General features: G+C 53.0%; 17 protein-coding genes. 10 read left to right on the top strand and 7 right to left on the bottom strand.

The window, feature by feature from the left end:
• Window positions 1–163: 163 nt before the first annotated feature.
• The 3 genes from IBT47_RS02175 to IBT47_RS02165 all read right to left on the bottom strand — a co-directional run bounded on the left by IBT47_RS02175 (window position 164) and on the right by IBT47_RS02165 (window position 2907).
• Complete coding sequence (locus IBT47_RS02175) at window positions 164–691, bottom strand: DUF2946 domain-containing protein (protein WP_200558953.1); 528 nt, start codon at window positions 689–691, stop codon at window positions 164–166.
• 394 nt (window positions 692–1085) lie between these two features.
• The gene (gene uspE / locus IBT47_RS02170; RefSeq protein WP_200546933.1) at window positions 1086–2036 is read right to left on the bottom strand and encodes a universal stress protein UspE; all 951 of its coding nucleotides are present in this window, start codon (window positions 2034–2036) and stop codon (window positions 1086–1088) included.
• A gap of 115 nt (window positions 2037–2151) precedes the next feature.
• On the bottom strand, window positions 2152–2907 hold the full coding sequence (locus IBT47_RS02165; protein WP_105594649.1) for an FNR family transcription factor: 756 nt from the start codon (window positions 2905–2907) through the stop codon (window positions 2152–2154).
• A gap of 398 nt (window positions 2908–3305) precedes the next feature.
• Between IBT47_RS02165 and smrA the strand changes: the two genes are divergently transcribed.
• Window positions 3306–3878: a DNA endonuclease SmrA gene (gene smrA / locus IBT47_RS02160; RefSeq protein WP_105594648.1), complete on the top strand. Its 573-nt coding sequence runs from the start codon at window positions 3306–3308 to the stop codon at window positions 3876–3878.
• 4 nt (window positions 3879–3882) lie between these two features.
• On the opposite strand, the gene IBT47_RS02155 is transcribed toward smrA, so the two are convergent.
• Complete coding sequence (locus tag IBT47_RS02155) at window positions 3883–4806, bottom strand: LysR substrate-binding domain-containing protein (RefSeq protein ID WP_200558952.1); 924 nt, start codon at window positions 4804–4806, stop codon at window positions 3883–3885.
• Between the two features lie 319 nt (window positions 4807–5125).
• On the opposite strand from IBT47_RS02155, the gene IBT47_RS02150 reads away from it, so the two are divergent.
• From IBT47_RS02150 to IBT47_RS02130, 5 genes are all read left to right on the top strand, one after another.
• Window positions 5126–6445, top strand: coding sequence for an aromatic acid/H+ symport family MFS transporter (locus tag IBT47_RS02150; RefSeq protein ID WP_105594735.1), 1320 nt, complete (start codon window positions 5126–5128; stop codon window positions 6443–6445).
• Window positions 6446–6818: 373 nt separating this feature from the next.
• Window positions 6819–7415 carry a TetR/AcrR family transcriptional regulator gene (locus IBT47_RS02145; protein ID WP_105594646.1) on the top strand — a complete coding sequence of 199 codons (597 nt, stop codon included), beginning with the start codon at window positions 6819–6821 and terminating at the stop codon, window positions 7413–7415.
• A gap of 23 nt (window positions 7416–7438) precedes the next feature.
• Complete coding sequence (gene hisC, locus IBT47_RS02140) at window positions 7439–8548, top strand: histidinol-phosphate transaminase (protein WP_200558951.1); 1110 nt, start codon at window positions 7439–7441, stop codon at window positions 8546–8548.
• Window positions 8549–8550: 2 nt separating this feature from the next.
• On the top strand, window positions 8551–9810 hold the full coding sequence (locus tag IBT47_RS02135; protein ID WP_105594644.1) for a nitrate/nitrite transporter: 1260 nt from the start codon (window positions 8551–8553) through the stop codon (window positions 9808–9810).
• Window positions 9811–9836: 26 nt separating this feature from the next.
• Entirely contained in the window at window positions 9837–10823 is a 987-nt protein-coding gene (locus IBT47_RS02130; RefSeq protein ID WP_200558950.1) for an NAD(P)-dependent oxidoreductase, read from the top strand.
• A gap of 72 nt (window positions 10824–10895) precedes the next feature.
• Here IBT47_RS02130 and IBT47_RS02125 read toward each other — a convergent pair whose 3' ends face one another.
• Window positions 10896–11330, bottom strand: coding sequence for a DoxX family protein (locus IBT47_RS02125; RefSeq protein WP_105594642.1), 435 nt, complete (start codon window positions 11328–11330; stop codon window positions 10896–10898).
• 156 nt (window positions 11331–11486) lie between these two features.
• On the bottom strand, window positions 11487–12356 hold the full coding sequence (locus IBT47_RS02120) for a LysR family transcriptional regulator (protein WP_200558949.1): 870 nt from the start codon (window positions 12354–12356) through the stop codon (window positions 11487–11489).
• Window positions 12357–12485: 129 nt separating this feature from the next.
• Here IBT47_RS02120 and IBT47_RS02115 point away from each other — a divergent pair, with 129 nt between their 5' ends.
• From IBT47_RS02115 to IBT47_RS02105, 3 genes are all read left to right on the top strand, one after another.
• The gene (locus tag IBT47_RS02115) at window positions 12486–13655 is read left to right on the top strand and encodes a methionine aminotransferase (protein WP_105594640.1); all 1170 of its coding nucleotides are present in this window, start codon (window positions 12486–12488) and stop codon (window positions 13653–13655) included.
• 22 nt (window positions 13656–13677) lie between these two features.
• Window positions 13678–14457, top strand: coding sequence for a transporter substrate-binding domain-containing protein (locus IBT47_RS02110; protein WP_200558948.1), 780 nt, complete (start codon window positions 13678–13680; stop codon window positions 14455–14457).
• A 1545-nt stretch (window positions 14458–16002) separates the two neighbouring features.
• Complete coding sequence (locus tag IBT47_RS02105; RefSeq protein WP_105593708.1) at window positions 16003–16368, top strand: VOC family protein; 366 nt, start codon at window positions 16003–16005, stop codon at window positions 16366–16368.
• 83 nt (window positions 16369–16451) lie between these two features.
• On the opposite strand, the gene pepT is transcribed toward IBT47_RS02105, so the two are convergent.
• Window positions 16452–17696, bottom strand: a complete 1245-nt coding sequence (gene pepT, locus IBT47_RS02100) for a peptidase T (RefSeq protein WP_200558947.1) — start codon at window positions 17694–17696, stop codon at window positions 16452–16454.
• 118 nt (window positions 17697–17814) lie between these two features.
• Between pepT and IBT47_RS02095 the strand changes: the two genes are divergently transcribed.
• Window positions 17815–19407 carry an ABC transporter substrate-binding protein gene (locus IBT47_RS02095; protein WP_200558946.1) on the top strand — a complete coding sequence of 531 codons (1593 nt, stop codon included), beginning with the start codon at window positions 17815–17817 and terminating at the stop codon, window positions 19405–19407.
• The last annotated feature ends 1 nt before the right edge of the window (window position 19408 follow it).

The raw sequence follows: 19408 nt of genomic DNA, 5'->3' as shown, positions 1-19408 counted from the left end.
TAACGTCTGATTACTATTTCATTCCCGTTCTCCAATGCTTTTATTACGCAGTAGAAGATTCAGGGTAATAATAATCAGGGCGTGCGAGGTCCTGTGAAAATCACATTATTATTTTTTCCAAGCGATATATTTGCCGCAAGCAAATTATCGAGCTGAATAACATTCAGGAATTAAAAACAGGCGGAGCGCGCGGCTGGCAGGGGCCGGGATAAACGGTAAGGTGATATGTGGGCAGCGGACGTATCGGCGGTGACTGGCTCACCAGCAGCATCAGTAGCAGCACCGGGACAAATAGCCACATCAGCATCGGCACGTGGACCAACAGCTGGCAATAGCCGCAGGCAAATTCATCCATCATGCCCATGCCCATGCCCATGCCCATATTCATACTCATGGCGTGGGACTGAAGGGGATTCATGGCGTGTTGCGTTGCGTTGTTTAAGTCGTTTACGCTGCTGTGGTTGCTGTGGTTGCTGTGGTTGCTGTGGTTGCTGTGGTTGCTGTGGTTGCTGTGGCTGCTCGATATATCGTCAGCAGTCATACTTTGCATATTCATATCATCGTGCATCGCGGACATATCGTGCATTGCTTCAGTCATACCGTCTGAAGACTGGCGATGCATCAGCGATTGCGAGATGTCCGGCGCGATAAATAGCAGCAGAATCGCCAGTATGGCGATAAGTGCAGGCATTCGGCGCTGTGACAGACGATATAGAACCAAAAGGGCAATCTCTGGCAAAGTAAAATGACCGGCAGAGTGTAACGGCTTTTATTTATAATGTTAAAGGATAATTCTTATCATGAAGCTATTTTTTAACGTTATTGCGACAGGGAATAAATTATCGCCGACTTATTCTTGGTGAATTTAAACAAATATTTAACATTAAAGCTGATATTTAGTCTTACAGCATTCTCAACAGACGAAATATATTCTGGCAGAGAGCAGAGAGCAGAGAGCAGAGAGCAGAGAGCAGAGAGCAGAGAGCACCGGGCTTTCATGGGATCGATGAAACGGTTAACACAATATCATTTTCAAGTGGCCAGGCGCAGCCGCGCGTATCTCAACGACTGCGCCTGTAGTCAGATTAATCGTCTTCGTCGTCGTCCAGTTCCACCGGTGAAGTAAAACCGTCAGGTTTGATGGCTAACAGGTCACAGCGCAGGTGGTCGATGACCTGCTCTGCGGTGTTGCCAAGGAAGGCAGCGGAAAGACCGGTGCGGCCAATAGTGCCCAGGACCACGACCCCCACAGAAAGATGGTCGGCCAGTTCCGGGATGACTTCTTCCGGTAAACCCTTTTCCACATGGGTAAATTTCTCGTCAATGCTGAATGACTGACGTAGCGCCTTCATTGCCACCAGATGCTGCCCACGAATTGCATCGTTATAGACGCTTGGGTCAAAATCGGGCAGTTCAATGGCGATATTGATTGGCGTTACCGGATAGGCACCGACCAGGTGTACTTCGGTATGGTTTACCCGTTCGGCCAGGTCCAGCGTTTCCCGCACCAGCTTGGTGTTCAACGGATCGTGATGCGGCTCTTCGCTGGCGAGGTTGACGGCGACCAGCGCTTTCGCGCCCTCTGGCCAGGCCTGGTCTTTCACCATCCAGACCGGGCAAGGGCATTTACGCAGCAGGTGCCAGTCGGTTGGGGTAAACACCACCGCCTGCAGGCGATCGTGCTGATGGGTCATTTTGATCACCAGATCGTGCTGGTTGTTCAGTACTTCCTGAATAATCGCTTCGAAGGGGCGGTTGTGCCATACCACTTTAATATCGATTTGCACACCGGCGGCCAGATAGGCCTGCGCCTGCTGGCGAATCCACTCAGTGCGCTGGCTGATCACGCCTTTACGCATCGTTAAGCGTTCGTCAGGCGACAGCAGAGTGGTCATCTCGTAGGAGAAATCATAGATCGGAAGAAAACAGGTAATCTTACCGCCAAGGCGCTGATTCAGATACACCGCGCGCCGCAGGGCAGGCTGGTCGTCCTGCTGCGGATCGATAGCCACAAGGATGTTTTGATAGTTAGCCATAATGGGTTCTCCATACACCGAGCGTGTAAGTTAAAGATAGCCCAATCAGACAAAAGGAAAAAGGGGAAAGATATTGCCGGATCAATAAAATAACAAATATTGACCCGGCAAATCGTCAGGCGATTGCCCTGCTTTGGCCGGCAAGCTGGGAGAGGATTTCATGATTTTCAATAGTGATATATTTGCCTTTCACCGCCAGCATTCCATTTTTCTGAAAGCGGCCAAGCAAACGGCTAATAGTTTCTACCGTCAATCCCAGGTAGTTACCGATATCGCCCCGCGTCATGGTCAGACGGAACTCGCGCTGAGAAAAGCCGCGCTGGCCGAAACGACGAGAAAGACCGTAGATAAACGCGGCAAGGCGTTCTTCGGCATTTTTCTTCGACAGTAACAGGATCATCTCCTGGTCACCTTTGATCTCGCCGCTCATCAGCCGCATCATCTGCTGGCGCAGGCTCGGCATTTTACCGGACAGGTCGTCTAAGGTCTCGAAGGGGATTTCACACACCATCGCGGTTTCCAGCGCCTGCGCAAAGCTGGGATGCTGACTGCCGCTGATCGCGTCAAAGCCAACCAGATCGCCCGCCAGGTGGAAACCAGTAATCTGTTCGTCACCCTGTTCGGTGATGGTATAGCTTTTAATGGTGCCGGAGCGGATGGCATATAACGACTTGAGTTCGTCGCCGGCTTTGAACAGCGTCTGGCCTTTTTGAATTGGTTTCTTGCGCTCAATAATATTATCAAGCTGGTCAAGTTCGTGTTCGTTTAGCGTGAAGGGGATGCAGAGTTGACTGATGCTGCAATCCTGGCAGTGAATAGCACAACCACCTGATTGTATGCGTCGACTGATAATTCTCTTTTCTGGAATCATAATGTACGCTCTATGATTATTGACTGATATCAATTTTACCGTTTTGACTTACAAAATGAAACTCATCAGAGCAGTTTTAGCCACATAAAGACTAAGGACGTCATTATTAAAAGCTATCCTGGTGAAATATATGATAAAAACAATCCATTAACAAACTTAAATCTGCTTATTTAGCGATTTTTCATTGATCTGTGCCATTGTAATCATGCGCTGTAGAGTATTGTTCTGCTCTTTGCCATCATAATTTACACTTAACCGTGGAATTATTTCGCCCATCGAAAAGCGATGCTGGCGCAATTTTCGCCTTGCCGCTTTCTATCTTGCTAAACTTCCCGTTAGGCGTTAAAACGTCATGCGCTGAATTGTCGCGCCGCAGGTGCCAGTAAAAGGAGTGAGTGATGACCTTTAACCCTGATGAAAGCGATATCTTCCGCCACGCGATGGAAGATGTCACACCGCTGAAAGACTGCAGCACGATTATGTGGCAGAAATCGCCATCCGCTAAACCCCCCAGAGATCGGCAGTGGGAAGAACAGTTGGATAATCCGTTGACCACCGGATTGCTGGAAGTTGTGCCGGGCACGCAGCCGCTGGAGTTTATTGCTGACGGTATACAGCCTGGGGTACTCGATAAACTTCGACAGGGCAAATATCCACCGCAGCTCAATCTTAATCTCATCAAGCAATCGGCAGAAAACAGTCGCCAGATGCTGTACCTGTTTATGCGCCAGGCACTGCGAGATGATATCCGTAATTTGCTGATAATCCACGGCAAAGCGCGGCACGACACGTCTCATGCCAACATTATTCGCAGCTACCTGATGCGCTGGTTACAGCAGTTTGATGAAGTGCAGGCCTTTTGCAGCGCTCAGCCTCACCACGGCGGTAGCGGTGCATGTTACGTTGCGCTGCGTAAAAGCGAACGGGCGCGGCTGGAAAACCGAGAGCAAAACGCCCGCCGCGCTCGTTGACGTTCTAACCAGAGTGCGATTTTCGAATAGTCGCCAGCAATATCTCTGCGCTCAGGCTGAGCGGAACGCCGGAGCGGGTAAGAATACCGACCGGCTCTCCCGGTCCGTGTGATGCCACGGGCAGTGCGGCAAGGGAATTGTGCAACAGATCCTCCTTAATCGCGCCGGAAGGAACAAACCAGACATAGTTGTAGCGTAGCGCCAGCTGGCGAGCCAGTGACGTGGCCGACGTTTCGACCAGCGTGGGCGGCAGGCTGCATCCCTGTTCTTTCAGCATGGTTTCCGCCAGCCTGCGCGGGGCAGTTCCCTCAGGTGAGATCACCACTGGCCAGGACATTGCGCGGGAAAGCGTGACGTTGTCACTCATCAGCGGATGATCGGGGCGAACCACCAGCCGCAGTGATTCCAGGAACAGCAGTTCATAAGTCAGTCCGGTCATCAGTTCGGCGTCGGCCATGCGGCCGATGCCCACATCAAATTCCCCGGCTTTCAGCCCGGCTATCAGTACGTTATTGTGCAGCGTTGCCACCTGTACAATGGTTTGTGGCCGCTGCTGATGGAAGCGATCGAGAATAGAAGGCAGCATCCCGAGCGCCACGGTAGTTAACACGCAAACCCGCAGCACTTCCGGCTCCTGCGGTAACGGCGTATTAAAGGACTGTCCGGCATGATTGAGCGCATCAAGCACTTTAACCGCGTGAGTGAGAAACTGTTCGCCCATCATGGTCAACTGCGCACCAAGCCGACCCCGTTCGAACAGTCTGGCTCCGGCCAGCTCTTCCAGTTCATTTAGCGTTTTTGACAGCGCGGGCTGGCTTAGCGACAGGGTTTCCGCAGCGCGGCCGAGGGTGCCCTGCTGCGCAACGGCAACAAAGGTATGCAGGTGGCGCAGTCGAATGCGCTGATTAAATTGATAATTTTTATTCATAGCTCAGATTAGTAATCTGGCGGTATTACTGGCAAGCTTGCGTTGCGTTTTTTGTTAACCTTATTGCAAAATTTAATTAACATTTGCTCTGTATAGCCCGGTAACTATTACTTTTCAGGGCGTTAAATCACCCATCCTTAATGTGTGCTTATGCATTACTGAGGTTGAAAGTACATGCAATTAATCAGGAGAACTTCATAACAATCCGTTATGATAACGGGCTATTTTTCCGCTTGATCGCGCAGCAGGGCCCTGAGGCCGCAGAAACCCGCTTAGCATGCTGGAGCGGGGTGACGATCGGCAAGCCAGGGAGTACGCAGTGAACAGTACCGCGGCCATCGATATTCATGCATTAATCAACCGCAATGCATTAAGCCGTTACCAGAAGTGCATTATTGCACTGAGTTTTGCCGTCGTCGCCATGGACGGAATGGATATTGCGCTGATGGGCTTTATCGCTCCGGCGTTGAAAACGGCGTGGGGTGTCAGCAATCATCAGTTGGGTGCGGTCATCAGCGCAGCTCTGATTGGCCTGGCGCTGGGCGCAATGTTTGCCGGGCCGCTGGCCGATCGGTTTGGCAGACGGGTGCTGATTATCAGCAGCGTGTTTTTCTTTGGCCTGTGGACGCTGGCAACCGCATTTTCACAGAACCTCGATCAGCTAATGCTGTTCCGCTTTCTCACCGGTTTAGGCCTTGGAGCTGCGATGCCTAATGTCGGTACGCTGGTGGCGGAATATTCCCCCGAGCGCAAACGCGCGTTCCTGATCACCGTGGTGTTTTGCGGCTTTACCTTTGGAGCCGCCAGCGGCGGTTTTGCCGCCTCATGGCTGATCCCTCACTACGGCTGGCATTCGGTACTCATTCTGGGCGGCGTTTTGCCGCTGATGATTGTGCCGTTCTTACTCCGCTGGCTGCCTGAATCCGTGCGTTTTATGATGACGCGCAATGCTCCAGCCTGGAAAATTCGCCGGATTGTCGAAAAGATGCACCCCGGAATGACGACCGATCGTTGCCGTTTTGCCCTTAGCGAAATAGCCACAACCGGAGGCGCCGTGCGTCTGGTGCTGTCCCGACAGTATCTGTTTGGCAGCGTAATGCTGTGGGGCAGCTATTTTATGGGGCTGTTCCTGGTCTATCTGATCGGCAGCTGGCTGCCGTCGCTGGTCAAAGACATTGGTATGACGGTCACCCAGGCCGCGCTGGTCACGGCGATGTATCAGGCGGGGGGGACGATTGGTTCACTATTTGCCGGCTGGGTAATGGATCGCTTTAACGCCAATCTGGCACTGGCGGCAATCTATTTCACCGGTGCGATTGCTACCGTGTGTATCGGCTATGCGCCGGCAGACGTTCTGGTGCTGAGCTGTATCGCTTTTTGTAGCGGCTTCTGCCTTAACGGGGCGAATACCGGAATGAATGCACTGTCCGCCAGCTACTATCCAACGCGAGCGCGCGCTACCGGTTCCAGCTGGATGCACGGAGTGGGGCGAGTCGGGGCGATCATCAGTGCTTTTGCCGGTGCGCAGATGTTGTCGATGGGTTGGAATATTACCGATGTCTTTTCCTTCCTGGCCATCCCCGCAGTCCTGACTACGCTGATGCTGGTGGCAAAATCGCGTTATGGTTACCGGCCATAGTAGGGCAAAACAACTGCCTCGCGGCCACAGGCTGACAAAATCAGGGGGAGCATCGCCCCCGGTTTTGTCAGTAAAGATCGAAATTTCTCTCACTCCCCACCTTCTGTCCCTTCATTTTTTGCCTGCCGGATAAAAAAATATCTGACGCTTTATTTTGGTGCCTGTGCACCAAATTGGTTCAATGCTGCATTAACTCGTTCTATTTGCGTCGTTTTATTTCTTATTGTTAATGCCAAAACTAAACATCGCTCCCCACCATGGTGCGATCGTCTCTATGCCTTTTTCATTACGAAAAAAGAGATTGAACGAGTGTTCAACGCTGTGTAAGTTAATAATCAATCGCAGGGTTTAAATAAATCAACAGGCACATCAGATGACGGTAATACAACGACAATCGGAACTTATTTCCGCCGCTTTAACCTGCCTGAAAAAGGAAGGGTACAAAGGATTATCGGTAAGGAAAATAGCTGATGAGGCGAAGGTTTCCGTCGGCTTGATTAATCATCATTTCGGCAGTCTGGAAAAATTAATATCCGCAGCCTATGAGTCAATGGCGGGTGGAATTCTTATTTCCCTAAAAGAAACCTGTGAAGGTGAAATTACCGATCCCGCTAAAAGAATTGAGGTGTTTATTCGGGAGAGCTTTAATCCATCAATTCTTGACCCCGATCTGCTTAATGCGTGGATAGTGTTTTGGGGAATGACGAGATACAGCCCGGAAATTGATAAATCTCACTCATTAACCTACGCCAGCTATCTTGAATTCCTTTCACAGCTACTTGGCGACCTGTGGCGGCAGGACAACAGTACGGAATGTAATATCCGACTGGCCAGTATTTCATTTTCATCAATGCTCGACGGTTTATGGGTGGAAAGCTGCCTCAACTCACACGCATTTAAACCAGAAGATGCCGTATCAATCTGTCAGGCATGGATCAAAGGCTTCCGTGCCGGAATGTTTGCATCATAATTAGAAAATTTTCAGGGGATAATATGATCAAGGAAGTAAGAAAAGAAGTGTACAACTGCGTGCCTTATGCCGCAGGTAAAAGTATGGAAGATGTAATGGAAGAGTATGGTTTATCCAGCGCCATTAAACTGGGGTCCAATGAAAACCCTTATGCACCTTTTCATCTTTCCACGAAACGAATGATGGATGAAGTGCTGAAAATTAACAGCTATCCGGAGAAAAACTTTATCCGCCTGAAATCTATTCTGGCAGAAAGAAATAATCTGGCTGCGGAAAATATTGGTTTAGGTCACGGAGCCGGAGGCGTACTCGATACGCTGGCTAAAACTTTTATCAGCCACGGCGATGAAGTAATTGTTCCGAAAGAAACTTACGGCCTGTATAACGAAATATCAAAAGGGATGGGGGCTGAGGTAAAACAGATCCCCCTGGACGGCGAATTCCGCCTGGATCTGCAGGCAATGGCTGCCGCGGTGAGTGAAAAAACAAAGCTGATTTGGGTTTGTAATCCAAACAATCCCACCGGCACTACCGTTGACCGCAATGAATTTTACGCCTTTATTGACGCACTGCCGAACCACGTATGGGTGGTATTAGATGAAGCCTATATTGAATTTGCCAAACAGGACCATCTGATTGATGTAACCCGCCTGATTAGTGAAGGTAAAAAAATTATTAAAGTCGGCACGCTGTCGAAATATTTTGGTCTGGCGGGCGGGCGAATTGGCTACTGCATTGCCCGGCCCGAGGTGATCACCGCCTACGACACCATTAGCGAGCCGTTTAACGCCAACCGTATCGGTCTGGCCGGTGCGGTCAGCGTGCTGACGGAAGATCTGGCGACCTGCATCAGCTATGGCAACCGGCTTATCGCCTCCCGCGAAAGCATGATTGCGGAACTGCGCGAGGCGGGCTGTACGTGCAGCGAGTCTGACACCAACTTTGTCTTTTTCTCTACGGATTTTGCAGCGAGTGATATTGCCAATCGGCTGCTGCAGCAAGGCGTGATTGTGCGTCCGTGCGGCGGCTGGGGCTACCAGAACCATCTGCGGGTGACGATCGGAACGGAAGAACAAAATAAAGTCTTTATCGACAAATTTAAAAGTGTGTTGCAAACATTACAGGGTGCTTAATTATGCCAAAGTATAAGAAGTATATAACCCTCCTTCTGTTGGGTTTTTCCGGTGGTGCGATATTTGTCTTTCCCTATCTTAAATATATTTTTTATGATGACGTATTAACCTCACTCGGTATTGGTAATGCCGATTCCGGTTTACTGTTGACGGCGTATTCTCTCGGCTGTGTGGCACTGTATATTCCAGGGGGTATTCTGGCCGACAAACTGTCGCCGCGCATTTCCGTGGTGGCTTCCTTGTTCGCAGCCACCGCATTAACGCTGATATTTGCTTTCTTCTTTAACTTTGCCTCGGCGCTGGTGGTCTGGTTCCTGATGGCCTTTGCTTCCGGGTTTGTTTTCTGGTCCGCCGTACTTAAGGCGGTAAGGATAATCAGCGAGGAGCAGGATCAGGGGTTAATGTATGGCATCTATTACAGCGCCAACGGTGCCGCAACGGCGATAATTAATTATCTGTGTCTGAAAGTATTTGGCTATTCCGGCGGCGGCAGCCATGGACTGTTTATGGCCGTGCTGCTGATGGCCTGCTTTACCGGTGTGTCGGCTATTGCCCTGATGTTCTTCCTGAAAGGATTCGAAAAGTCAGAAACGAAAGAAGAAGATAAATTTAAATTCGCCGACCTTTCACTGGTAGTGAAGAATCCCTCGGTGTGGATGGTGTCGATTATCTTCTTCTGTATCTATGCGGTTTATACCTGTAGCTCTTATTATACGCCGTATCTGACCTGGCTGGGGATGTCAGCCGATAATTCCGCCGAGCTCAGTATTCTGCGAATTAATATGGCGATGATGATTGCCTCGCCAATAGGTGGCTACCTGGCGGATAAAGTTTTCAAATCGACGCTAAAATGGATTATGTATGGTTCGATTCTGCTGGCCGTCTCTATTGTCGCTACGGTAATGGTCGGCGGTGATAATCTCCAGCTAACCAGTATCATTTCAATTATTCCGGGCTGGCTGGTCATGTCGATGTACGGCATTATGTTCTCGTCATTTAAAGAAATTAATGTCCCCGTCAAGGTATCGGGAACGGCTATCGGCTTTGCTTCAATTATTAGCTATTCACCGGATCTGTTTATGAATACCGTTTACGGCACGGTGCTGGATAAATACCAGGGTGCGGATACCATGACGGCTTATAAAATAATCTTCCTGAGCCTGGCCTGCCTGGCAGTGCTGTCGGTTATTTTATCGCTATGGGTGTTGTCGAGAAATGCAGTTAAGAAAAATCGAATTTCCGAGCGTCTGGTCAATAATTAATAGCAGCAGTCTAAAGAGTTCCTCTAATGAAAATAGTGATTTGCGATCATAAAGAATCGCTCGACAGAGACGTCGCCGCTGAAATTAATCTGTTTAAGCAGCAGCTGGGTCAGAATACCGAGGTAATTATCCATGAATACAACGGCGATAATCAGGCATTAAACGAAGTTATCGCCGATGCAGATGGCATTATGACTTCCTATGTGACCTTTACCGATGACATGATTTCCGCCTGCCGCAGGCTAAAAGGCATTTCGATTAATGCGACCGGTTATAATTTTATCGACCTGCAGTCCGCCAGCCGCAATAACGTTCAGGTAGCGGTGATTGCTGAATACTGCACGCAGGAGGTCAGTGAACATGCCATGACGCTGGGCCTGGCCGTGGCGAGGAATATCAAGGCGTACGGGCGCAGCATCGAGCAGAAGCAGAAATATGCCTTCAACTGCGTCAGCGGCATGTTCAGGCTGGAAGGGAGCACCTTCGGCATTATGGGGCTGGGGAAAATCGGCCAGGCCGTTGCCAGGAACGCGCAGGGGTTCGGCATGAAGGTGATTGCCTTCTCCCCGTCCTGCCCGGCAGCGGTGGCGGAGGGGCTGGGCATAACGCTGGTAGATAAAGATCGACTGCTAAAAGAGAGTCATTTCATCTGTTTAACCATGTCGCTTAACGCTGGCAATGTGAACATTCTGGACCGCGAGGCGTTTGCCAAAATGGAACAACGGCCAATTATTATCAACGTTTCGCGCGGTCAGATGATCGATGAAGAGGCGCTGGTTGAGGCCCTCGACAACAATTTGATATTTGGTGCCGGGCTTGATGTGCTGGTTGAAGAGAGCGATGAGTACATTACCAGATCGCCGCTGGTAGGCCGGGATAACGTTGTTATTACGCCGCATGCTGCCTTTTACTCTGATTTCTCGATGCAGGAAAATCAGCGGATTGGCGTGTCGAACCTGGTGAATATCCTCACCGGCAATATTAACGACGTGGCGCGCATTGTTTCGTCCTGAGCATCGTTGAGAAGCGCTCGCAACAGGTCATCATGAATCAAAACCACCTCTATTTCAGAGGTGGTTTTTCTTTTATTGCAGGCGACTGTCCTGCACTATCGTAAAGCGCCCGGGTCCCAGCAGCATCACTGCCAGCGCCCCAAACAGATACAGCGCTTCGCCCTCCAGCGCCCAGGCACCGACCGAAGTGCGGTCCCAGAATGCGCCGGTTTTCACCAGCAGCGTGGCGACCACCAGGTTAATCACAATAATAAACGCCGCAGGGCGGGTCATCAGCCCGATAATCATCATTGCCGGGGCCAGAACCTCACCAATATAGGCTCCGTAGGCCACCAGCCCTGGAACGTTGTGAGCCTGCAACAGCCCGGCAATCCAGCCCACTCCATGCTGTAGCTTAAATACGCCATGAAACAGCAGCAGTGCGCCCAGCGAAACGCGCAGTACCAGCCTGCCCAGATCGGGGTGATCGCTGAGCCGGGTAAAACCGTTATTAAGCGAGGAGAACATAAGTGAAGTCCTTAACGTTATGAAGAAATGCTCGGCGGCAAAAGGCGTGTGCCGCAGGCTGGCGATGGTGACATACGTCAGGATCGGCCTCCTATCAGCATAATCTGCAAATCAATTTTCACCAGCCGGGAGCGAAACGTAACTGAACTGCCTGGCTCATTTTTCTGTGCTGAGTGCCGTTTCATCATGGGAGGAAAGCCACGCCACCAGTTCATCCAGCAGCGGCGGGGCTTCCTCTGCCGGACGACGGATCAGACTGTAAACCGCGCCGGTTTTCACTCTGCCGCTGAATGGCGCAACCAGCCGCTGCATGGCCAGATCTTCCGCAATCAGCGTGACGTCCGCCACCGTCACGCCGTAGCCCTGAATGGCCGCGCTGATTGCCAGATCCATGGTGGCGAAATGCTGATTGCGCTGCATGGCAATGGACATCTGCTGGGATTTCAGCCACAGCTGCCAGTCGCGGCTGTCGGCGGTGGGATGCAAAAAAGTCATGGCGGTCAGCGTAGCGGCATCTGCGGGACGTGAAGTCAGCAGGCCACCTGCGAGTACCGGCGTCAGCTCCTCCTCGAACAGAAGCAGGCCGCGCCCGCTGCTGCCGTAAAGGATCGCAGCATCATAGTGTTCCAGCAGAATGCTGTGATCGACGGTGGTAGTCAGCGAAACGTGCAGCTCGGGCCGCAGTTTCTCCAGCGCTACCAGCTTCGGCAGCAGCCAGCGCATGGCGCAGGTCGGGGCCTTAAGCCGAATCACCGCCTGTTGCCTGCTGGCCTGCGCAGCGTCGAAAATCTGCTGATAGCCTGCCTGTAACGCGGGGAGCAGGGCGGAACCCTGCGGTGTCAGGCGCAGCCCGCGCGCGTGGCGATCGAACAGGCTGAAGCCCAGCCAGGCTTCCAGTGAGGCGATCTTACGGCTGACGGCCCCCTGAGTGATGCACAGTTCCCCTGCGGCACGGGTCAGATTGAGGTGGCGCGCGGTGACAATAAAAGCGTGAATGGCGTTCAGCGGCAGCGGACGCTGGGACATAGGTACACCCTGAGCTATGTTTAAAAGTCATAGCTATTATGACAACAATTCGCTTGTCGCCTCAAGCCGCGCCACGTTGAATAGCATAAGCAAATTCACCCGACGGTTTAACCTCTGACTGGAGCTTCCATGACTATCACCTCTTCGGTGCAGCAGCGCTCAAAATTACCCGACGTCGGCACCACCATTTTCACGGTGATCGGCCAGCTTTCCGCGCAGCATAAGGCGATTAACCTTTCGCAGGGCGCACCAAACTTCCCCTGCGACCCGGCACTGGTAGCGGGCGTCAGCAGGGCAATGCAGCAGGGCCATAACCAGTATGCGCCGATGACCGGCGTCACGGCCCTGAAGCAGATTCTGGCGGAGAAAGTCGAAACGCTTTACGGCCAAAAATATGATGTTGCCAGTGAAGTGTTGATCACCGCCAGCGCCAGCGAAGGGTTGTACTCGGCGATTGCCGGACTGGTGCATCCGGGCGATGAAGTGATCTTCTTCGAACCGGCTTTCGACAGCTATGCGCCCATTGTTCGCCTGCAGGGTGCCACCCCGATCGGTCTGAAGCTTCAGGTTCCGGATTTCGCCATTAACTGGGATGAAGTCAGCGCGGCGATCACCTCGCGCACCCGGATGATTATCATCAATACGCCGCACAACCCAAGTTCACAGGTGCTGAGCCGCGAGGATCTTGACCGCCTTGCCGCGCTGACCCGCAACACCGATATCGTGGTGCTGTCCGACGAAGTTTATGAACATATTCTGTTTGATGGCCGCAAACATAACGGCATGGCGACGCATCCCGAACTGGCGCAGCGCAGCGTGATTGTCTCCTCCTTCGGTAAAACCTTCCACGTTACCGGCTGGCGAGTAGGTTATCTGCTGGCTCCGGCAGAGCTGATGGAAGAAGTGGTGAAAGTGCATCAGTTTATGATGTTCTCTGCCGATACGCCGATGCAGGTAGCGTTTGCCGACTATCTGCAACAGCCGGAAAACTACCTCGGGTTAGGGGCGTTTTATCAGCAAAAACGCGATTTGATGGCATCTTTGCTGAAGGATTCGCCGTTTACCCTGCTGCCGTCCGCCGGATCGTTCTTTATGCTGGCCAGCTATGCGGATTTCAGTGACGAAACGGATAGTGAAATGGTACAACGTCTCATCGTTGATTACGGTGTGGCAACTATCCCACTGTCGGCGTTTTATACCGATGGAACCGACAATAAACTGATCCGTCTCTCTTTCGCAAAAGACGAAGCCACCTTGCAGGCTGGTGCACGCGCGCTCTGCCAGGTCAAGCCTCGCTAATCAAAATCATAAGGGGAAGTGAATGAAGAAATTGAATGCGCTGTTTGTGGCAATTGGCCTGCTGACATCCGTCTCCGCGCTGGCGCAGGAAACGCTGCGTTACGGTCTGGAATCTCAGTATCCGCCGTTTGAAAGCCGCAACGCGTCCGGTCAGCTGGAAGGGTTTGATATCGATCTGGGCAACGCGATTTGCCAGGCCGGTAACTTCAAGTGCAACTGGGTGGAGAGCAGTTTTGATGCGCTGATCCCGGCACTGTCGGCGAAGAAGTTCGACGCCATCAACTCGGCGATGAATATTACCGAAGCGCGTGCAAAGAGCATCGGCTTCACCAAGCCTATCTACCGTATTCCAAGCATGCTGGTGGGTAAAACCGATGCAGGCCTGAAAGATGCGACTGCGGAAGCACTGAAGGGTAAGAGCATCGGCGTTCTGCAGGGCTCCATTCAGGAAACTTACGCCAAGCAGCACTGGGAGCCGAATGGCGTGACCGTAACCTCCTATCAGGATCAGAACCAGGTTTATAACGATATGGTTGCCGGTCGTCTGGACGGTACGCTGGTGATGTCTGCGGCGGGCCAGTCTGGTTTCCTCGATAAGCCACAGGGCAAGGGATTCGGTTTTATCGGCAAAGCGGTTGAGGACGATACGATTCTTGGTACCGGTATTGGTTTCGGTCTGCGTAAGGACGATACCAAGCTGAAGGGCGAGCTGGATGCGGCGATTACCAAGGTGCAGACCGACGGTACGATCACCAAGCTGGCAGCGAAGTATTTCCCGGGTATTGATGTTTCTGTGAAGTAAGCCCATAAAACCTCCGGCATGCCGCTTTGCGAGATGCCGGAGCGTGAGCATTTATCTGGCCGTTATCCTTGGGGATGGCGGTTTTTTGCTTTTTAAAGAAAAAGAAATTGCTGCGACGCGCGGGGCTGGGTTCAGCCTCTGCTGCTGCTTCAGGGCGGTCCTCGCGCCGCGTTGCGGTGCCCTCGGTTACGCCATTGCGCCGGTCGGACCGGCCAGGATTGAACATCCCTGTTCAAACCCGGCCTGACGCCAGCGTCCCTGCTGTCGTCTCCTGGCTCAATGGCTTCACCTCGGCGCTGCGGATGCCCTTACGCAGCAGCAGAGGCCGCCCCCCCTTTGGGCAATCTGCTCGCTGTATTAAATTCCTGTCGTTTAACTTTGTCTTATCGAACCGACTTTTTGCTGATCGTTGTGATTACATTGATGGCCGGGGCCCAGTATCTGCTGCTGCAGGGCAATCTGCTCGCTATTTTAAACATCGTGATCGTTGGTATATTCCCAGGTCCTGGACATATCAATTCTGTAATTAACCGGTGTTTTCCCGCAAAACCTAACTGCAAGGCTTCAATATAAAGAGTGCTTTCTTTTCACCAGATGTCGATGCCTGAATTACTGAATTACTGAATTACTGAATTACTGAATTACTGAATTGTAATTCTTTCATTTCCAGCCAGCAGACGCTTATGCAGCAAAGCAGGCGGGCAGGTGTCTTCCTGAAGGGCCATCCGCAGCGCTGAACGCAGAAAGGAAGCCCGGATTTGCCCACACGGACGTGGGCAAAAGACGCAGCCGCGCAGGACGCGCGTCTGCGGCGGTCCGTGAGGCTGACGAACGAAGAGAAGGCACAGCGAAGCTGCGCGAGGACCGGCCCGGCAGGAAGACACCCGCCCACCAGCGTCAACACCCAACCCACAGGCAACTTATCCAGTCCACCAATGCGGGAACATAAATCACAGGCAACATATTCAATCCGGTAGTGCGAGCACATACGCAGCACACTAGCGATAGCAATCGTCCATAAGCAACACACTCAGCTCACGAGTGTGAACGCATACCTGCTAAATTTCACTCGCAGTAATAAATCTGTCCTCCAGCCATTGACGGCTGAATCGCAGCAGTGAGCCTCTTTTTCTCTGTAAAGCCACCACCTGTGCAGAAAAGCAGGCGGGAAGGTGGCTTACTGAAGGGCCATCCGCAGCGCTGAACGCAGAGAGGAAGCCCGGATTTGCCCACACGGACGTGGGCAAAAGACGCAGCCGCGCAGGACGCGCGTCTGCGGCGGTCCGTGAGGCTGACGAACGAAGAGAAGGCACAGCGAAGCTGCGCGAGGACCGGCCCGGCAGGAAGACACCCGCCCACCAGCGTCAGCACCCAACCCGCAGGCAACTTACCCTGCCCATCAGCGCGGGCACTAAACTCACAGGCAACATATCCAACCCGTTAGTGCGAGCACACACCCAGCTCACCCCTACTGACAGAAACTGTCACCCCCCAACGCTATCCTTCCCGACATCAAACCAACCCACGAAATGAAAGGAAATCACCATGAACGCACTCAATTACACCATCCTCTACGTCGAAAACCCGAAAAAAAGTGCCGAATTCTACCAGCGCCTGTTCCAGACCGAACCGGTGGTGACGGAGGACATCTACTACATGTTCGTACTGCAAACCGGCCGCCTGGGACTGTGGGCAATCGACGACACCCAACCGCCGGCAACCAAAGGCCCAAGCCAGTCAGAACTGGTCTTCACCCTGGGAAGCCGCGCAGAAGTGGATGCCTGCTGCCGCCTGTGGCAGCAGCACGGCGCGGAAATCCTCCAGCAGCCGAGCGAAATGGACTTCGGCTATACTTTTACCTGCAGCGACCCGGACGGTCACCGTCTGCGCGTATACGTTTACGAGGAATAACAGCGTGGAAATCGGTGGCGTGCAGCCGCGCCGGGAGGCGGGTCTTTGATACAGAAGCGGGCAGAGTCTGCCCGCTAACCGGCTTACTTAACGAAAGGGCGCGCCGCCAGCAGGCAGATTTTCTCCGCCAGCTCGTAGGACTTCACGAACGAGGGAATCGGCAGAAACTCAAACTTAGAATGGAAATTATGCGCGCCGGTAAAGAAATTCGGCGTCAGCAGACCTTTCGCCGACAGCGCCGCGCCATCGGTGCCACCGCGCATCGGGATCACCTTCGGCTCTACACCAATCTCCTTCAGTGCCGCAAAAATCAGATCGATGGGCAGGCGATCTTCACCAATGGCGTTGCTGATATTGCTGTAGGTGTCGCTGATGCTCACCTCAACGCGCCCGGTCGGATAGCTTTTACGAATAATCTCCGCCACATCGTGGATCTGCTGCTTGCGTCCGGCGAAGCTTGCCAGGTCGAAATCGCGAATGGATGCCTTCAGCACCGCCTCGCTGGCGTTGGCATGCATATCATTAAACCAGGTGTAGCCTTCGCGGCCCTCGGTATGCTCCGGCGTCTGCTGGCGATCGAAGTGGCCGATAAAATCCCACGCCATCAGCAGCGGATTGACCAGCACGCCCTTGCCGGACATCGGATGCGCGGTCACACCGGTCAGGCGGATCTCTGCCGCTGCGGCGTTAAAGTTCTCATACACCACTTCGCCCAGCTCGCAGCAGTCAATGGTATAAGCAAAATCCACCTTAAAGCGGGATTCCAGGTCCAGCGCCTTCGCGCCGCGCAGGCCGATCTCTTCATCCGGCACAAAAGCCATCACGATGTCGCCAACCGGGGCATCGGCAGGCAGATGTTCCAGCAGCGTCATTACCACCGTAACGGCGGCTTTGTTGTCCGCACCCAGCACCGAGGTGCCGTCGCTGAAAATAATATCCTGGCCGAGATAGGCGTTGATCTCCGGGTGCTCGGCGGTGCGCAGCCAGATGTCCTGCTCCTTATTCAGGCACAGATCTTTACCCTCAAAACGCAGCGTTTGCGGATGAATATGCGGCGACAGGCCAACGTCGACGGTATCGATATGGGTTATGAAGCCGATTTTCGGTGCGCCCGGCGTATTGCCCGGCCTGACGGCGGTCACGGTGGCAAATTCATCGATTACCACATCCTGCAAACCCAACTGGGTCAGCTCTTCCGCCAGTAGCCGGGCAATGTCGTGCTGTTCGGGCGTACTGGGCAGGATGGTGGCGGCGGCATCGCTCTGGCTGGTGACCGCCAGATAGCGGTAAAAACGGTCGGTCAGCTTCTGCGCGAGGGAGTCAGTCATCAGGATTCCTTAATCGTTGCTCAGCATATCGCTGTATTTATGTCATATTTATCACTCAGATACTCTCTGGTTTTACGCACCACCCCCTGACAATGTCAAATAAAAAGCGAGGATGGAGATGAAGAAAGCGGTACTGGGCACGCTGTTAACGGCGCTGGCAATCTCAATGGCCTCCGCGGCATCGGCAAAAACACTGGTGTACTGTTCTGAAGGATCGCCGGAAAACTTTAACCCACAGCTTTACACTTCCGGCACCAGCGTGGATGCCAGCGCGGTGCCGGTTTACAACCGGCTGGTGGACTTTACGCCGGGCACCACCGAGCTGATCCCAAGCCTGGCGGAAAGCTGGGATATCTCTGAAGACGGTACGGTGTACACCTTCCATCTGCGCAAGGGCGTCAAGTTTCAGAGCAACAAAACGTTTAAACCCACGCGCGATTTTAACGCCGATGATGTGATCTTCTCGTTTATGCGCCAGAAAGATCCGGCCAACCCGTATCACAACGTCTCTAACGGCACCTATGCCAACTTCGAAAGCCTGGAGTTTGGCACGCTGCTGAAAAATATCGAGAAAGTGGACGACCACACCGTGCGCTTTACGCTTGCTCATGCCGAAGCGCCGTTTCTCGCCGATCTGGCCTGGTACTTTGCCTCGATTCTCTCTGCCGAATATGCCGACGCGATGCTGAAAGCCGGTACGCCGGAGAAGGTGGACAGTGTGCCGATCGGCACCGGTCCGTTCGAGCTGGTGCAGTATCAGAAGGACTCGCGCATTCTCTACCGCGCTTTCCCGGAATACTGGCAGGGCAAGGCGAAGCTTGACCGGCTGGTCTTCAGCATCGTGCCGGATGCCTCAGTGCGCGCCGCCAAGCTGGAGAAAAACGAGTGCCAGGTGATGCCGTTCCCTAATCCCGCCGACCTGAAGCGGCTGGGTGAAAACCCGAATATCACTCTGGAGCAGAAAGCCGGGTTGAATACCGGGTTCCTCGCGTTCAACACCCAAAAAGCGCCGATGGATAACGTCAAAGTGCGCCAGGCGCTGACGCTGGCGATCAACAAACCGGCGATTATTGAGGCAGTCTTCCAGGGGACCGGCACCGCTGCGAAAAACCTGCTGCCGCCGGGCGTGTGGAGCGCCGCCGAAGATATGCAGGACTACGCATACGATCCGGAAAAGGCGAAAACGCTGCTAAAAGAAGCGGGTATCGCGCAGGGCACCTCCGTTGAGCTGTGGGCGATGCCGGTTCAGCGCCCGTATAATCCGAATGCCAAACGTATGGCGGAGATGATTCAGGCGGACTGGCAGAAGGTCGGCATCAAAGCCACTATCGTCACCTTTGAGTGGGGCGAATACCTCAAACGGGTGAAAAACGGCGAGCATCAGGCGGCGCTGATGGGCTGGACCACCGCCACCGGCGACCCGGATAACTTCTTCGGCCCGCTGTTTAGCTGCACTTCGGCCAACGGCGGTTCGAACTCGTCGAAATGGTGCTATCAGCCGTTTGACCAGCTGATTACCAAAGCCCGCGCCGAGCAGAACCACGAAAAACGCGTGGAGATGTACCGCGAAGCGCAGCAGATTATGCACGATCAGGCCCCGGCGGTGATGATTGCTCACTCAACGATCTTTGAGCCGGTGCGCAAAGATGTCAGCGGTTATGAGGTTGATCCGTTCGGCAAACATATTTTCTATCCGGTGGATATTAAATAAT

This window comes from Erwinia sp. S43 (assembly GCF_016624745.1).
Taxonomy (GTDB): Bacteria; Pseudomonadota; Gammaproteobacteria; order Enterobacterales; family Enterobacteriaceae; genus Erwinia; species Erwinia coffeiphila.
Note: the sequence above shows the minus strand (reverse complement) of the source record. Positions and strands in the feature narration are given on the sequence as shown.

Bases quoted from the DNA above. Each gene is read 5' to 3' on its own strand.
- IBT47_RS02175 (WP_200558953.1), bottom strand. From the start codon at position 691: ATGCCTGCACTTATCGCCATACTGGCGATTCTGCTGCTATTTATCGCG.
- uspE (WP_200546933.1), bottom strand. From the start codon at position 2,036: ATGGCTAACTATCAAAACATCCTTGTGGCTATCGATCCGCAGCAGGAC.
- IBT47_RS02165 (WP_105594649.1), bottom strand. From the start codon at position 2,907: ATGATTCCAGAAAAGAGAATTATCAGTCGACGCATACAATCAGGTGGT.
- smrA (WP_105594648.1), top strand. From the start codon at position 3,306: ATGACCTTTAACCCTGATGAAAGCGATATCTTCCGCCACGCGATGGAA.
- IBT47_RS02155 (WP_200558952.1), bottom strand. From the start codon at position 4,806: ATGAATAAAAATTATCAATTTAATCAGCGCATTCGACTGCGCCACCTG.
- IBT47_RS02145 (WP_105594646.1), top strand. From the start codon at position 6,819: ATGACGGTAATACAACGACAATCGGAACTTATTTCCGCCGCTTTAACC.
- hisC (WP_200558951.1), top strand. From the start codon at position 7,439: ATGATCAAGGAAGTAAGAAAAGAAGTGTACAACTGCGTGCCTTATGCC.
- IBT47_RS02135 (WP_105594644.1), top strand. From the start codon at position 8,551: ATGCCAAAGTATAAGAAGTATATAACCCTCCTTCTGTTGGGTTTTTCC.
- IBT47_RS02130 (WP_200558950.1), top strand. From the start codon at position 9,837: ATGAAAATAGTGATTTGCGATCATAAAGAATCGCTCGACAGAGACGTC.
- IBT47_RS02125 (WP_105594642.1), bottom strand. From the start codon at position 11,330: ATGTTCTCCTCGCTTAATAACGGTTTTACCCGGCTCAGCGATCACCCC.
- IBT47_RS02120 (WP_200558949.1), bottom strand. From the start codon at position 12,356: ATGTCCCAGCGTCCGCTGCCGCTGAACGCCATTCACGCTTTTATTGTC.
- IBT47_RS02115 (WP_105594640.1), top strand. From the start codon at position 12,486: ATGACTATCACCTCTTCGGTGCAGCAGCGCTCAAAATTACCCGACGTC.
- IBT47_RS02110 (WP_200558948.1), top strand. From the start codon at position 13,678: ATGAAGAAATTGAATGCGCTGTTTGTGGCAATTGGCCTGCTGACATCC.
- IBT47_RS02105 (WP_105593708.1), top strand. From the start codon at position 16,003: ATGAACGCACTCAATTACACCATCCTCTACGTCGAAAACCCGAAAAAA.
- pepT (WP_200558947.1), bottom strand. From the start codon at position 17,696: ATGACTGACTCCCTCGCGCAGAAGCTGACCGACCGTTTTTACCGCTAT.
- IBT47_RS02095 (WP_200558946.1), top strand. From the start codon at position 17,815: ATGAAGAAAGCGGTACTGGGCACGCTGTTAACGGCGCTGGCAATCTCA.